The sequence below is a fragment of the Mesorhizobium sp. M0830 genome (assembly GCF_040319965.1).
GTDB lineage: Bacteria > Pseudomonadota > Alphaproteobacteria > Rhizobiales > Rhizobiaceae > Mesorhizobium.
Genome location: NZ_JAMYOR010000024.1, coordinates 1 through 15,387 on the forward strand (window position 1 = coordinate 1; position 15,387 = coordinate 15,387).

The following is a 15,387-nucleotide window of genomic DNA, read 5'->3' on the forward strand; positions in this document are numbered from 1 at the left end:
CCTACCCCCTCAACCCCCCCCTGGGGGGGGGTTGTTCGCAAACCCCCCCAACACCTCCCCAACTGGCCGGGGCCGGCTACCGGGGCTGGGCATTCCCGGTCCCCCCGGCCCCGGCAACGCGGGGGCCCGGGCATGATGGCCACCTCTATCATTTCTGCAGTCAAGGCTGCCGCACGAAGTTCGTCGCCGAGCCGGAAAAATTCCTGACTGCCACCGATCCGGTCTGCGGCATGAGCGTCGATCGTGCGACAGCCAGGCACTTCGTCCGCCACGAAGGCCGTGGCTTCTACTTCTGTTCCGCTGGCTGCCAAGCGAAATTCGAAGCGGAGCCGCAAAAATATCTCGGCGACAGGCCGGCGCCCCAGGCGATGCCCAAGGGCACGCAATACACCTGCCCGATGCACCCCGAAATCATCCGCGACAAGCCCGGCTCCTGCCCGATCTGCGGCATGGCGCTGGAGCCGATGGGCGTCCCGACAGGCGATGAAGGGCCAAATCCCGAACTGGTCGATTTCACCAGGCGGTTCTGGGTCAGTGCCGCACTGTCCGTGCCGTTGCTGATCGTCGCCATGGCGCCAATGCTCGGCCTGACGTTCCAGGCCTTTATCGACGAGCGGACGATGGTCTGGCTGGAGCTGGCGCTGGCCAGTCCCGTCGTGCTGTGGGCGGCGCTGCCCTTCTTTCATCGTGGCTGGGATTCGATCCTCAACCGCAGCCCCAACATGTGGACCCTGATCTCGCTAGGTGTAGGTGCTGCCTATCTCTACAGCGTCGTCGCGACGCTGTTTCCGGACATTTTTCCGCATCAGTTCCGCGGCCATGGCGGTGCCGTGCCGGTCTATTTCGAGGCTGCCGCCGTCATCGTCGCGCTGGTCTTCCTTGGCCAGGTGCTGGAATTGCGCGCGCGTGAAAAGACCGGCTCGGCAATCCGTGCCTTGCTCGATCTCGCACCCAAGACCGCGCGGCTGATCGCCGCCGACGGTTCCGAAAGCGATGTGTCGCTTGATGCGGTCAAGGCCGGCGATCGCCTGCGCATTCGTCCCGGCGACGCGGTGCCGGTCGACGGCATCGTGCTGGAGGGCCGTTCCTCGATAGACGAATCGATGATCACGGGCGAGCCGTTGCCGGTCGAAAAGACTGAAGGCGATGCCTTGACCGGCGGCACGCTCAATAAGAACGGTTCGCTGATCATGCGCGCCGAGCGGATCGGCTCCGAGACGACGCTGGCGCGCATCGTCGAGCTCGTCGCCAAGGCGCAACGCTCGCGCGCCCCGATTCAAGGGCTGGCCGATCGCGTTTCCTTCTACTTTGTCCCGGCCGTCGTCCTCATCGCGATTGCCGCTTTCGTCGCCTGGGCCATGTTCGGACCCGAGCCCAGCCTGATCTTTGCCATCGTCTCGGCGGTGTCGGTGCTGATCATCGCTTGCCCCTGTGCGCTCGGCCTCGCCACGCCGATGTCGATCATGACGGCCACCGGGCGTGGGGCGCACGCCGGTGTACTGATCAAGGAAGCCGCGGCACTCGAACGCTTCGCCTCCGTCGACACGCTGATTGTCGACAAGACGGGTACGCTGACCGAAGGCCGGCCGAAACTAACCGATGTCGTTGCGGCAAAGGGCTTTTCCGAAGACGAATTGCTGGCGCTTGCCGCAGGCCTGGAGAAGGGGTCGGAGCATCCGCTGGCCGAAGCCATCGTCGAAGGCGCCGCTACGCGCGGCATAGCCGTCGCCGATGCCAGCGGCTTCGAGGCGGTCACCGGCAAGGGCGTCTCCGGCACCGTATCGGGAAAGAAGGTCGCGCTCGGTAATGCCGCGATGATGGCCGATATCGGCATCGACACCGCATCCATCTCGGCTCAGGCCGAGACGCTGCAGGCGGAAGGCAAGACGGCGATGTTCGTCGCCGTCGGCAAGAAACTGGGCGGCATTGTCGCTGTCGCCGATCCGGTCAAGGCGACCACCGCCGAGGCGATCAAGGCGCTGCATGGCAGCGGCCTGAGGATCATCATGGCGACCGGCGACAATGAGCGTACGGCCAACGCCATTGCCAGGAGCCTCGGCATCGACGAGGTTCGCGCCGGCCTGTTGCCGGAACAGAAGGCGGGCCTCGTTGAGGAACTGCGCGCAAAAGGCGCGGGCGTCGCCATGGCCGGCGACGGCGTCAACGACGCACCCGCGCTTGCCGCGGCCGATGTCGGCATCGCCATGGGCACCGGCGCCGATGTCGCCGTCGAAAGCGCCGGCATCACCTTGGTCAAGGGCGACCTCAATGGCATCGTGCGGGCCCGCACGCTGGCCCAGGCGACGATCCGCAACATCCGCCAGAACCTGTTCTTTGCCTTCCTCTACAACGTGCTTGGCGTGCCGGTCGCTGCCGGCGTGCTCTATCCGCTCACGGGCACGCTGTTGTCGCCGATGCTGGCGGCGGCGGCGATGAGCCTGTCCTCGGTGTCGGTGATATCAAACGCCCTGCGGCTCAGAACATTGAAACTCTGATCCAAGCCCCCAAATACGAAAACCAATCAACAGGAGACCAGGAATGACCTTGGCTAAGAAAATCGTGCTTTTGCTGATGGCGGCCGGAATGCTGGTTGCCGTCTTCCTCGAAAGCGTTCCGGCGCAGAGCGAAGAGATGAAACACGACATGGGCGCCATGGCGACGGGCGCGGCGACTAGCCCTTCGACGGAAGGCTACAAGGCGGCGATGGACAAGATGCACACCGACATGATGGCGTCCGAGTACACCGGCAATGCCGACGTCGATTTCGTCAAGGGCATGATCCCGCACCATCAAGGTGCCATCGACATGGCCAAGGTCGTGCTTGCCAATGGCAAGGATCCGGAAATCCGCAAGCTCGCCGAAGGCGTTATCGCCGCCCAGCAAGCCGAGATCAAGCAGATGCAGGCATGGCTCGCCGCCCACCCGGTGAAGTAAGCTTCAGGCAATCGCCAAGGCAATCGAGAACGCCTCTGGATTTCTCGCCCAGCCTGTGATGCGATCCGGCCCCACTGGAGCTTGTCATGCCATCGATCATCAGAACCACCAAATTGCCGTCTGGCGAAGCCGTTCAGGTGCTTGGTCAGGGGACATGGAAGATGGGTGAGGATATCAGCCGCCTCACCGATGAAGTGAATGCTCTCAAGCTCGGCCTCGACCTCGGCATAACACTGATCGACACCGCTGAAATGTATGCCGGCGGCCGCGCCGAGGAGGTGGTGGCCGAGGCTATTGCCGGGCGCCGCGACGAGACCTTCCTGGTTTCAAAGGTTCTACCATCAAACGCTTCGCGCGAGGGCGTGCAGCGCGCCTGCGAAAACAGCCTGAAACGCCTGCGCACCGACCGCATCGATCTCTATTTGCTGCATTGGCCCGGTGGCGTGCCGCTGACCGAGACGGTCGCGGCCTTCGAGGCCTTGAAAGAGGACGGCAAGATCCGCCACTGGGGCGTCAGCAATTTCGACGCCGACGAGATGGAAGAACTGGTCGGCCTGCCAGATGGCGGCAACGTCCAGACCAACCAGGTGCTCTACAATCTGGTCCGGCGTGGCCTCGAATTCGATCTCGCCCCCTGGAGTCGGCAGCGCGGCATCCCTTTGATGGCCTATTCGCCGGTCGAGCAGGGCGCGCTGGCCCGCAATGCCCGGCTCGACGCAATTGCCGCCCGCCACAATGCCACCCCGGCGCAAATCGTCTTGGCCTGGGTGATGCACCAGGAGGGCGTCATCGCCATTCCGAAAGCCAGCAGCCAGCAACACGTCCGCCAGAATGCTGCTGCGCTCTACATCAAGCTTACGGGCGAAGATCTCGCCGATCTCGACCGCGCCTTCCCGCCGCCGACGCGCAAGCGCGGCCTGGAGATGATCTGACTACTTGCCCGCCAGCCCCTTCAGCCGGTAAAGCGCTTCCAGCGCCTCCCTTGGCGTCATCTCGTCAGGATTGATCTCGCCCAGCGCTGCACCCAGCGCATCACTTTTCACCGGCTTCGGCGCTTCGCGCTTCACCGCCACCGAAAACAGCGGCAGGTCGTCGACCAGCCGGTTGGTCTTGCCTGAGACCTCGCCTTCTTCGAGCTGGTGCAGCACTTCCTTGGCCCGGTCGACCACCGCTTCGGGCAGGCCGGCCAGCCGCGCCACCTGCACGCCGTAGGAGCGGTCGGCCGCACCCTTGCCGACCTCGTGCAGGAAGACGACGTCGTTTTCCCATTCCTTGACCCGCATGGTGACGTTGTGCAATCGCGCCAGCTTGCCGGCGAGCGAGGTCATTTCATGGAAATGGGTGGCGAAGATCGCCCGGCAGCGGTTCTTCTCGTGCAGATATTCGACCGCCGCCCAGGCGATCGACAGGCCGTCGAAGGTGGCGGTGCCGCGGCCGATCTCGTCGAGGATGACCAGCGCCCGTTCACCGGCCTGGTTGAGGATCGCCGCCGTCTCGACCATCTCGACCATGAAGGTCGAGCGGCCGCGCGCCAGATCGTCCGAGGCGCCGACGCGCGAGAACAGCCGGTCGACGACGCCGACATGGGCCGATGTCGCCGGCACGAAGGAGCCGGTCTGGGCCAGGATGGCGATCAGCGCGTTCTGCCGCAGGAACGTCGACTTGCCGCCCATATTGGGGCCGGTCAAAAGCCAGATCGCGCCGTTCTTGGCGCTGCCTTCCGGTGACAGGTCGCAGTCGTTGGCGACGAACGGGCCTTCGCCGGAGCGGCGCAGCGCCTGCTCGACCACCGGATGGCGCCCGCCCGCAATCTCGAAGGCAAGGCTGGAATCCACCACCGGCCGGCACCAGGCTTCGCTTTCCGACAAAAGCGCGAGCGCCGCCGACACGTCGAGCACGGCCAGCGCATCGGCGCCGGCGCGGATCTTTTCCGCCTCGCCGACCGCTTCCGCCGTCAGCGCGTCGAAGGCGGCTAGCTCGATGCTGAGCGCCCGGTCTGCGGCATTGGCGATCTTGGTCTCAAGTCCGGCAAGTTCGGTCGTGGTGAAGCGCATGGCGTTGGCCATGGTCTGCCGGTGGATGAAGCGCGCCTTGGCGCCGTCGCTACCGGTCATGGTCGCATGGTGATTGGCGGTCACCTCGATGTAGTAGCCAAGCACATTGTTGTGCCGGATCTTCAGCGAGCGGATGCCAGTCTCGTCGATCAGCGAGCGCTCCAGCCCGGCGATGACCTTTCGCGATTCGTCGCGCAGCGCCCGCATCTCGTCGAGTTCGGCGTGATAGCCGCCGCGAACGAAGCCGCCGTCGCGCTTCAGCAGCGGCAGTTCCTCGCCAAGCGCCTGCGTCAAATGCTGAGCCAGCGCCTGAGGCAGCGCATGGATGGCGGCGAGTGCGGCCGCGAGTTCCAGGGGCAGGGCGGTCGTGGCAAAGATTTCGGCGATCGCGCCTGCCGCCTCGAAACCGGCGCGCAGCGCGCCGAGATCGCGCGGGCCGCCGCGGTTGAGCGCCAGCCTCGACAGCGCGCGCGGCATGTCAGCGACGCTCTTCAGGCTCGACCGCACCGCCTGGCAGAGCCGCGTCTCGGAACGGAAGAACGACACCGAATCCAGCCTGGCGCCGATCGCGGCGGGGTCGGTCAGAGGCGCCATCAGCCTGTCGGCGAGCAGTCTTGCACCGCCGCCCGTCACCGTCCGGTCGATCGCCTTGAACAGCGAGCCTTCGCGGCTGCCCGACAGCGTGCGCAGCAGTTCGAGATTGCCGCGCGTCGCCGGGTCGATGAACAGGGTCGAGCCCTGCTCCTCGCGCTCGGGCCGCGACAGCGGTGGCCGCTCGGCCTTTTGCGTCTTTTCGACATAGGCGATGGCGCCCGAGATTGCCGACAGTTCGGCGCGCGAAAAGGCGCCAAAGGAGTCCGGCGTCGCCACGTCGAAGAAGCGAGCGATGCGCCCGGTGGCCGAGGCCGAATCGAACAGCGACGGCGGCTGCGGGCTGGCGACGCGGCCGAGCACGTCGAACACCGGCTTCAGTTCCGGATCGTAAAACACTGGTTCGGCGACGATCAGCTCACGCGGATCGACACGGAAGATGTCGGCCAGCAGCCGGTCGGCGGTTGTGTCGGTGACGCGGAAGGCGCCGGTCGAGATGTCGATCCAGGCCAGCGCAAAGGCGTGATCGGTCCCGCCACCCTTCACCCGCCCCAGGGCCATCAGAAAGCTCGATTCCGACGGTGCCAGCAATTTGTCCTCGGTGATGGTGCCAGGCGTCACCAACCGCACCACGTCGCGGCGCACCACGGATTTCGAGCCGCGTTTCTTCGCCTCGGCCGGATCCTCGATCTGCTCGCAGACGGCAACGCGAAATCCCTGGCCGATCAGCTTCTGCAGATAATCGTCGGCCGCATGCACCGGCACGCCACACATTGGAATGTCGAGCCCTTGATACTTGCCGCGCTTGGTCAGCACGATGCCCAGCGCCCGGCTCGCCTTCTCGGCGTCGTCGAAGAACAGCTCGTAGAAATCGCCCATGCGGTAGAACAGCAGCGAATCCGGGTTCGCCGCCTTGATCTCGATGAACTGCTCTATCATCGGCGTGGCGCCGGCGGTCGGCAACGGCGTCATGGCCTCGGGGGCGTCCGGCTCGTTCGGGGCATGCATGTTCATGCACGGCACGCTAGCAGATGTGATCGCGCGGTTTAATGCCGGGGCTTCGAAAAACAGGGGACGACCGGGCTGCCGGGTGTTCGCAATTTCCCGGACGATCCGCGATTCCCAAGCGCTGGCGGTTTACACGCGGCGGCGCGTGGTCTTAATTCGAATCGAAACAAAGCACCCGCTTCAACGAGGTGCTGCACCGGCGAGGAAATCAAGCACATCATGGCCAGGAAAACCGAGAACAGCGGTCCGTCCGTCAGCGCGCAGGAAGCACTCGAATTCCACGCCATGGGGCGCCCCGGCAAGCTGGAAGTCGTCGCCACCAAGCCGATGGCAACGCAACGCGATCTGAGTCTCGCCTATTCGCCCGGCGTCGCGGTTCCGGTTCTCGCTATCGCCGAGGACCCCAGCCGCGCCTTCGACTACACGACGCGCGGCAACATGGTCGCCGTCATCTCCAACGGCACCGCCATTCTCGGCCTCGGTAATCTCGGCGCGCTGGCCTCCAAGCCGGTGATGGAAGGCAAGGCGGTGCTGTTCAAGCGCTTCGCCGATGTCGATTCCATCGATCTTGAGGTCGATACCGAGGATGCCGAGGAGTTCATCAACTGCGTGCGCTTCCTCGGCCCGTCCTTCGGCGGCATCAATCTCGAGGACATCAAGGCGCCGGAATGCTTCATCATCGAGCAGCGGCTGCGCGAATTGATGGACATCCCGGTCTTTCACGACGACCAGCACGGCACGGCCATCATCTCGTCCGCCGGCCTGATCAACGCGCTGGAGGTCACCGGCCGCGACATGAAGACCACGAAGATGGTCTGCAACGGCGCCGGTGCCGCCGGCATCGCTTGCATCGAATTGATGAAGGCGATGGGCTTCACGCCCGAAAACATCATTTTGTGCGACACCAAGGGCGTGGTCTTTCAAGGCCGCACCGAAGGCATGAACCAGTGGAAATCGGCGCATGCGGTCAAGACCGAGGCACGCAGCCTCGCCGAGGCGCTCGACGGCGCCGATGTCTTCCTTGGCCTTTCCGCCAAGGGTGCGCTGACCACCGCAATGTTGCGGTCCATGGCCAAGAACCCGATCATTTTCGCCATGGCCAATCCCGACCCGGAGATCACGCCGGAGGAAGTGGCCGAGATCCGGACCGATGCCATCATGGCGACCGGGCGTTCCGACTATCCTAACCAGGTCAACAACGTGCTCGGCTTCCCCTACATCTTCCGCGGTGCGCTGGATGTCAGGGCCACCACCATCAATGACGACATGAAGATCGCCGCCGCCCAGGCACTTGCAGCACTTGCGCGCCAGGACGTGCCCGACGACGTCGCCGCCGCCTATCAGGGCAACCGGCCGAAATTCGGCCCCAACTACATCATCCCGGTGCCGTTCGACCCGCGCCTGATCTCGGCCATTCCGATAGCGGTGGCCAAGGCGGCGATGGATTCAGGCGTCGCTCGCAAGCCGATCCTCGATCTCGACCGCTACGCGCAGGAACTGTCAGCCCGCCGCGACCCGATCGCCTCGACCTTGCAGCGCATCTACGACCGTGTGCGCCGCCAGCCCAAGCGCATCGTCTTCGCCGAGGGCGAGGAGGAACAGGTGATGCGCGCCGCCGTCTCCTATGTGAACCAGAAGCTCGGCACCGCCATCCTGCTTGGTCGCGACGACGTCATCAAGGACAACGCCAGGCTCGCCGGCATCGACCTCAACAAGCAAGGCATCGAGATCATCAATGCACGGCTGTCGCGCCGCAACGGCGTCTACACCGATTACCTCTACGAGCGCATGCAGCGCAAAGGCTTCCTGTTCCGCGACTGCCAGCGGCTGATCAACAACGACCGCAACCACTTCGCCGCCTGCATGGTGGCGTTGGGCGATGCCGACGGTATCGTCACGGGCGTGACCCGCAACTATTCCACCGCGCTCGACGACATCCGTCGCGTCATCGATGCCAGGCCCGGCCACCGCGTCATCGGCGTCTCGATCGTGCTGGCGCGGGGCAGGACCGTGCTGGTCGCCGATACCGCCGTGCACGATATGCCGAACGCCGAGCAGATCGCCGACATCGCCGAGGAGGCGGCAGGCTTCGCCCGCCGCATGGGCTACGAGCCGAGGCTTGCCATGCTTGCCTATTCGACCTTCGGCCAACCGCACGGCGAGCGCTCCGAACGCGTCCAGGAAGCCGTGCGCATCCTCGACAAGCGTCGTGTCGATTTCGAATATGACGGCGAAATGGCCGCCGATGTCGCGCTCAACGCCCGCGCCATGGCGCAATATCCGTTCATCCGGCTGACTGGCCCGGCCAATGTGCTGATCATGCCGGCGTTCCACTCGGCCTCGATCTCGACCAAGATGCTGCAGGAACTCGGCGGCTCGACGGTAATCGGCCCGCTGCTGGTCGGGCTGAACAAGCCTGTGCAGATCGTGTCTCTCAACGCTAAGGACTCAGACATCGTCAACATGGCGGCGATCGCGGCGTATACGGCGGGGACTTGACGAACGGTCCGCGCCGCGGACGAAAAGCCGACGACCTGGCTTTCTGACCGTACGGCGTCCAGAAGGCCGCCGACGCTCAGCCATAAGAGATTGATAAGATTCAGCTGATATAGGGGATGTCCTGCCGACGTGCCGTGATGGCATCTACGGCTCGCTCAGACCGCCAAAACGGGGGTGCGGCCATGAAGCATGATCGAGTTCCAGCATCGGTGGTCGGCGAGGGGGCCTATCAGGACGAACGCCTGGATGCGCTTCTCAGCATCACCGGCCGCATGGACGGCTATCTCTACCGCTGTCGCAATGATGCGTCCTACACCATGCTCTACATCAGCGACGGCATCTTCACCGTCAGCGGTTATTGGCCGAGCGATTTCATTCACAACGCGGTGCGCGACTATGTCTCGGCCATCCATCCGGATGATCTCGCCGCCGTCTATGCCGCCGTCGACGGCGCGCTCGAGGCGCGCTGCAACTGGAACGTCGACTATCGCATCGTCCCGCAGGTCGGCGAACCGCTATAGGTGCGCGAGATCGGCGGCGGTGTCTGGGACGACACCGGGAAACTCGAATTCCTGGAAGGCTTCGTCGTCGACATCAGCGACCGCAAGGTTGTCGAGGACCTCAATTCCCAGCTGCTGCTGGATCTGAAGGCAGCCAACGAGGAACTGTCCGCGCAAAAGCGGGAGATCGAGCTGGCGAAGCTGCAGAGCGACCATTCGGCCAACCACGATGCATTGACCGACTTGCCCAACCGGCGCGCCTTCCACGACGAACTGAAATCGGTGGTCGCCCGCTGCGGCGCCACCGGCGAGGCGGCCGGTCTTCTGTTCATCGACCTCGACCGGTTCAAGCAAGTCAACGACACGCTCGGCCACGAGGCCGGCGACGCGCTGCTGCAGCGCGTATCGAAGAACCTTCGCTCCATCTTGCGCAGTGACGATTTCGTGGCGCGGCTCGGTGGCGATGAGTTCGCCTTCCTGTTTTCGGGAGAGCCGGATCTCGCGCGGCAAAAGGCGGTGCGGGTCGCCGAGCGCATCCTGGAAAGGCTGCAGATCAAAATCCCGGCGCCAGATAGCGCCATCCAGATCGGCTGCACCGTCGGTATCGCCATGTATCCTGTGGACGCCGCCGATTCGGATGCCCTGGTCGCTCTCGCCGACCGGCTGATGTATATCGGCAAAAGAAATGGCCGCAACCGATTGGTCACTGCCAGGGAACTGACTTCGCAAGAACAGTCCGGATCTCGCCAGCCGATTCGCAAGACTGCCTAGAGCAGGAGCGACCTGGGTGTAGCAAAGCTTTCAAGCCGGTGCGAACACGCGTGCGGCCTCGACGACCTCCTCGACCTGATCCTGGCGAAGCAGGTCGATTGGGACTTGGCCTTCGAGGTCGGCCGAGGGCCGCGTCAGCCACAGCCACGCCAGCCTCGGATTGCTGATCAGGGACAGCACGGCGCGGATGCCCGCAACCGGCCTGCCGTCGACGAACTGCGCCAACGGGAAGACATGTTTGCGGCCGCCCTTGCGCAAGGCGATGACCTCGCCCCGCCTTTGCCAGCGATGCAGGGTCGAGCGGGCGATGCGCAGGTTTTCTTCCAGATAGGTCGATCCTGCGACGCGGCCCGCCCAGTCCTCGATCAGCATCGATTCGAGGTCGTCGGCTCGCGGCGATGAAGAAACAGGCCCATCGATATCGGCCGGGGATGCCAGTCCTGTCGCGCGGCCTATGCCTGCCTCGCTACGGCGCGCGGCCTCCGCCGCCAGCGCGCGAACGAATTTCGATGCCAGGCCGGGCAGGTCGGCACGGATGGTATCGATGGCGCGCTGGTGTTTTGGCGACAGCAAGGTGACGGCGGACGCAATGCTGCCGGCGATCTTGCCGACCGAGACCATGGTGGGCTTGTTGATGGCCTCATCATAGTGGGCAAGCGCGCGTTCGACGTCCTCCGCGACCATCTCCGCGAAGTCGTCCTGCTTGGTGTCCTGGATCTGAAATCTGTTCATGCATCTGTCTTCCGGACCGCGCGCTCCTCCCAGCGGCGGGTTGTTGAACTTCTAGAGCGGAAAGCGGAAATCGCGGCGGCAAAAAATACAGCGGCCCGACAGCTTGCTGTCTTGCATTTTCTGGACACCCCAATTGGCTATTGGCGCCCCGAAAGGTCAGTCGCAGGGCGCCTCGATTGCGTGTAGGTGCGATGTGTGACAGCCGCGCGACGGTGAGCGCACGTACGGCCAAGCTGCCGATCTCCCCCAAGGAGGGATATCGGCGGCTTGATGGCCGCTACAGCAACCCCGCCTGCTCAGCCTCGCGGCGCAAATTCTGCCGCGGCCTGGGGCCAATCTGCTGGATCACCAATCCGGCCGCCAGTGAGCCAAGGTCGCCGCAGGTCTGCAGGTCGCGGCCTTGGGTGTATCCATGCAGGAAGCCGGCGGCATAGAGATCGCCGGCGCCCGTCGTGTCGACCAGCTCCTTGATCGCGGTCGCCTTGATGATCACGGTCTCGTCGCCGCGCACGATAACCGAGCCCTTTTCCGAGCGGGTCACGGCGGCGATCCGGCAATCCTTGCGGATCTGCGCCAGCGCCTCGTCGAACGACGATGTCTGGTAGAGCGACTTGATCTCGTGACTGTTGGCAAAGACGATGTCGACCGTGCCCGAACGCATGAGGTCGAGGAATTCGTCGCGGTAGCGGTCGACGCAGAACGAATCCGACAGGGTCATGGAGACTTCGCGGCCCGCCGCGTGCGCCAGCTTGGCTGTCTGCCGGATTGCTTCCTTGGCGCGCGGCGGATCCCACAGATAGCCTTCGAAATAGGTGACCTTGGCGCCAGATGCCTTGTCGGCCTCGACATCCTCCGGTCCGAGCTCTACGCAGGCGCCGAGATAGGTGTTCATCGAACGCTCGCCATCGGGGGTGACGAAGATCATCGAGCGCGCCGTCGGCGGCTCGCCCTTGAGCGGCCTGGTGTCGAAGGCGACGCCCTGGGCATGGATGTCGTGAGCGTAGATTTCGCCCAGCGTATCGTTCGAGACCTTGCCGAAGAAAGCGGCGCGGCCGCCGAAGCTGGCAACGCCGGCCGCCGTATTGCCGGCGCTGCCGCCGGAGGCTTCGATCGCCGGGCCCATGCGGCTGTAGAGCAGTTCGGCGCGCTTTGTGTCGATGAGGTTCATCGCGCCCTTGATGATGCCGTTGGTTTCGAGGAATTCCTCGTCGCACTGGGCGATGATGTCGACAATGGCATTGCCGATGCAGAGCACGTCATATTTCGGCATCAAAGTCTCCGCCAAAAACCCGAGCCGGCTTCTTGCCATGCCGGCCCGGCGCGGGTCTAGCGATTTGAAACCGGTTTGCCTAGGGCGTGATACGGAACTTTGGCGAAACAGGCCGGAACAGGCCAAAGGTGCTGCGAGGCGCTATGACAATTCGACCGTGGCCGAAGCATTTTGTCGTCTCATCGGCTACAAGCTTGGCTCAGACGATCGCGTTTAAGACGAGCCGGGGCGATGCCTGCAAGAATCGACATGACGACCGATCTGGCGCTGCTCGCCGTGCTGGCATTGCTCTGGGGCGCCTCCTACACCTTCATCAAGATCGGCGTCGAGACCATCCCGCCGGTCACCTTCATTGCCGCCCGCACCCTGATCGCAGGCGGTATCCTGTTCGCGATCATCCGCTGGCGCGGGCTTGCAATGCCGGGGGATGCGGCAAGCTGGCGCCGCTTTGCCTTTCAGGCATGCCTCAACAGCGTCGTGCCGTTCACGCTGATCGCCGCGGCCGAGCGCTCGGTGGATGCCGGCCTCGCCACCATCTTGAACGCGACTTCACCGATCTTCACCTTCCTCTTGACCGCGCTCGTCACCCGCCACGAGCCGGTCACGTTGCGCAAACTGATTGGCGTCAGCGCCGGCATTGCCGGCATCTGCCTCATCATCGGCACGCAGGCGCTGGGTGGTCTCGGACACGAGTTGTGGGCGCAGTTGGCTATCGTCGCGGCGACGATCTGCTATGCCGGTGCGGCGATCTTTGGCCGTGGCTTCAAGGGCCTCGACCCGATGCTGCCGGCGGCTGGTTCGATGTTGTGCGGCGCCATCATTCTGGTCCCGCTCAGCCTTGTGTTCGACCAGCCTTGGACGCTGGCGCCGTCGACGGCATCGATCCTGGCGCTGCTCGGCCTGTCGGTATTTTCGACGGCGCTGGCCTTCGTCATCTATTTCCGCCTCATCCACACGCTAGGCTCGGTCGGCACCACTTCTCAGGCCTACCTGCGCGTGCCCATCGGCGTCGGCATCGGCGCCCTCTTCCTCGGCGAAAGCCTGGGTTCGACGGCATGGCTGGGCATGGGTTTCGTCGTTGCCGGCGTTGCTGCCATGACCATACCGGTTCGCAAGCCGGCGTTTGCTCGGTAGAGCAATTCCAGGAAAAGTGTGAAGCGGTTTTCCCGGGAAAAGCGCATAGCGCTTTCCCTTGGGAATTGCGTCAAAGCAAAGAACCAGCCCGCTTGTGCGCGTGACCTAAGCTGCCTATCTCGGAAGCTTCCGCCGCTCGGCGGTGTCCGCTGATCTGGGGTGAAGCACGGTGATTTTCGACGCAGCACGCACCGCGGCCCTTGAGCTGCTCTCGCCTCCGTTTCGTGCCGTGTTCGTCAAGACGCTCGGGCTGACCTTGCTGGCGCTGGTGGCCTTGTGGTTCGGCCTGACCAGCCTTGTCGAGTGGCTGGCCCTGCCGTGGCTGCAGACGCTGTTGCCCGGCATGCCGTCCTGGGCCGGCTGGCTCGGCGGCATCATCGCAGCCATCGCGCTCGCCTTCGGCATGGCGTTGCTCATCGCGCCGGTGACGGCTGTTGTCGCCGGCCTGTTTCTCGACGATATCGCCGACGTGGTCGAGCATACCGACTATCCCGGCGATCCGCCCGGCCGCGCCATGCCGGCGCTGCGCTCGCTGGTGCTGTCGACGCGATTTCTCGGCGTCATCATTCTTGGCAACATCGTCGCCTTGCTGCTTCTGCTGGTGCCGGGCGTCAACATTGCCGCATTCTTCATCGTCAACGGCTATCTGCTCGGGCGCGAGTTCTTCGAATTCGCCGCCATGCGCTTTCGCAGGGAAGACGAGGCAAGGGCGTTGCGCAGGCACTATGCCGGCACCGTGTTCCTCGCCGGGATGCTCATCGCTGCCTTCCTCGCGGTGCCGCTGCTCAATCTGGTGACGCCGCTGTTTGCTGCCGCCATGATGGTGCATCTGCACAAGGCAATCAGCGCGCGGGAAGTTGCCCGCCGCGGCTAAGCTCTATTCAGCGTAGGAGGAACCCGCACCCCAGTTCGTCGTCGGGCTCGACGATGAACTCAGCTCGCCCAGAATAATAGGCGCGGCCGCCGACGCGGGCGATGATCGCCTCGTGCTGGCCAGCCTTCGCCGTCCGCACCACGGACCCGGAAAAGCGCGAGCCGGCGATGCTCCCGAACATGCGCGTCTGCCCGATCGCAATCTCGCCCTTGGCATGCATGGCCGCCAGCCGCGCGGTGACACCGGAGCCGGTCGGCGAGCGGTCGACCTCGGCCTCGGCGAAGACACAGATGTTTTTGGTCACCTCGCCGGAAAAGGCATCCTTTCCGTCGGTCAGGATGGTGCCGTAGAGAAAGGCAAGGTCGGCGTGGTCGGGATGCGACAGCGGAAATTCGGCCTTCAGCCTGCCTGTCAGGGCCGTCGCCGCATCGACGAAATCGCGTACCCGGTCGCGGCCGAATTCGAGCCCGAATTGGTGGCAATCGGCCAGCGCGTAGAAGGCGCCGCCATAGGCGATGTCGAAACCGATCCTGCCATGGCCCGCCAGCTCTATCGTCTGCCCGCCGGCGAACAGGAAGGCCGGCACGCTTTCGAACGACACCGCACCGGCCTTGCCGTCCCTGACCTCGACCGAGGCGACGACCAACCCGCATGGCGCCTCGATGTTGACCGTCGTCACCGGCTCGCGTTTCGTCACCAGCCCTTCGTCCACTGCGTAGCGACCGAGCGCGACGATGGCGTGGCCGCACATAGTCGAATAGCCTTCATTGTGCATGAACAGCACGGCGAGATCGGCACCGGGCAGGTTCGGATCGACCAGCAAGGCGCCATACATGTCGTAGTGGCCGCGCGGCTCGAACATCAGGATTTTCCTGAGATGATCGAGATGGTCGCGCACATAGGCGCGCTTTTCCAGGATCGTGCCGCTGGGGATATCCGGATAGCCGCCAGTGACGATCCTGAGCGGTTCGCCGCCGGTATGCATATCGACGACGGTAAGCGTCATGCCGCGGACCCCAT

12 protein-coding genes are annotated in these 15,387 nt (G+C 64.4%); 8 read left to right on the top strand and 4 right to left on the bottom strand.

The window, feature by feature from the left end; all coding sequences use genetic code 11:
• Positions 1–230 precede the first annotated feature (230 nt).
• The 3 genes from NKI20_RS16180 to NKI20_RS16190 all read left to right on the top strand — a co-directional run bounded on the left by NKI20_RS16180 (position 231) and on the right by NKI20_RS16190 (position 3,866).
• Positions 231–2,495: a heavy metal translocating P-type ATPase gene (locus NKI20_RS16180; protein ID WP_502898122.1), complete on the top strand. Its 2,265-nt coding sequence runs from the start codon at positions 231–233 to the stop codon at positions 2,493–2,495.
• 43 nt (positions 2,496–2,538) lie between these two features.
• Positions 2,539–2,934 (top strand): CopM family metallochaperone, encoded by a 396-nt coding sequence (gene copM / locus NKI20_RS16185; protein WP_023762740.1) that lies wholly within the window; start codon positions 2,539–2,541, stop codon positions 2,932–2,934.
• Positions 2,935–3,020: 86 nt separating this feature from the next.
• Positions 3,021–3,866 (top strand): aldo/keto reductase, encoded by an 846-nt coding sequence (locus tag NKI20_RS16190; protein ID WP_352831908.1) that lies wholly within the window; start codon positions 3,021–3,023, stop codon positions 3,864–3,866.
• Here NKI20_RS16190 and mutS read toward each other — a convergent pair whose 3' ends face one another.
• Positions 3,867–6,593, bottom strand: a complete 2,727-nt coding sequence (mutS, locus tag NKI20_RS16195; protein ID WP_352831910.1) for a DNA mismatch repair protein MutS — start codon at positions 6,591–6,593, stop codon at positions 3,867–3,869.
• A 213-nt stretch (positions 6,594–6,806) separates the two neighbouring features.
• Here mutS and NKI20_RS16200 point away from each other — a divergent pair, with 213 nt between their 5' ends.
• From NKI20_RS16200 to NKI20_RS16210, 3 genes are all read left to right on the top strand, one after another.
• The gene (locus NKI20_RS16200) at positions 6,807–9,086 is read left to right on the top strand and encodes an NADP-dependent malic enzyme (protein WP_352831912.1); all 2,280 of its coding nucleotides are present in this window, start codon (positions 6,807–6,809) and stop codon (positions 9,084–9,086) included.
• A 182-nt stretch (positions 9,087–9,268) separates the two neighbouring features.
• Positions 9,269–9,607 carry a PAS domain-containing protein gene (locus NKI20_RS16205; RefSeq protein ID WP_352831914.1) on the top strand — a complete coding sequence of 113 codons (339 nt, stop codon included), beginning with the start codon at positions 9,269–9,271 and terminating at the stop codon, positions 9,605–9,607.
• Positions 9,608–10,357 carry a GGDEF domain-containing protein gene (locus NKI20_RS16210; protein ID WP_352831916.1) on the top strand — a complete coding sequence of 250 codons (750 nt, stop codon included), beginning with the start codon at positions 9,608–9,610 and terminating at the stop codon, positions 10,355–10,357. It begins immediately after the preceding gene.
• 30 nt (positions 10,358–10,387) lie between these two features.
• Here the strand turns inward: NKI20_RS16210 and NKI20_RS16215 are convergent, their stop codons facing one another.
• Both NKI20_RS16215 and NKI20_RS16220 read right to left on the bottom strand, forming a co-directional pair.
• On the bottom strand, positions 10,388–11,089 hold the full coding sequence (locus NKI20_RS16215) for an antitoxin Xre/MbcA/ParS-like domain-containing protein (RefSeq protein ID WP_352831918.1): 702 nt from the start codon (positions 11,087–11,089) through the stop codon (positions 10,388–10,390).
• A 277-nt stretch (positions 11,090–11,366) separates the two neighbouring features.
• On the bottom strand, positions 11,367–12,359 hold the full coding sequence (locus tag NKI20_RS16220; RefSeq protein WP_352732817.1) for an adenosine kinase: 993 nt from the start codon (positions 12,357–12,359) through the stop codon (positions 11,367–11,369).
• A 231-nt stretch (positions 12,360–12,590) separates the two neighbouring features.
• Between NKI20_RS16220 and NKI20_RS16225 the strand changes: the two genes are divergently transcribed.
• Both NKI20_RS16225 and NKI20_RS16230 read left to right on the top strand, forming a co-directional pair.
• Positions 12,591–13,493 carry a DMT family transporter gene (locus NKI20_RS16225; RefSeq protein WP_352831920.1) on the top strand — a complete coding sequence of 301 codons (903 nt, stop codon included), beginning with the start codon at positions 12,591–12,593 and terminating at the stop codon, positions 13,491–13,493.
• A 169-nt stretch (positions 13,494–13,662) separates the two neighbouring features.
• Positions 13,663–14,367: a sulfate transporter family protein gene (locus NKI20_RS16230; RefSeq protein ID WP_352831922.1), complete on the top strand. Its 705-nt coding sequence runs from the start codon at positions 13,663–13,665 to the stop codon at positions 14,365–14,367.
• Positions 14,368–14,374: 7 nt separating this feature from the next.
• Here the strand turns inward: NKI20_RS16230 and NKI20_RS16235 are convergent, their stop codons facing one another.
• A complete protein-coding gene (locus NKI20_RS16235; protein WP_352831924.1) occupies positions 14,375–15,373 on the bottom strand; it encodes a proline racemase family protein in 999 nt (332 codons plus the stop codon).
• Positions 15,374–15,387: the final 14 nt, after the last annotated feature.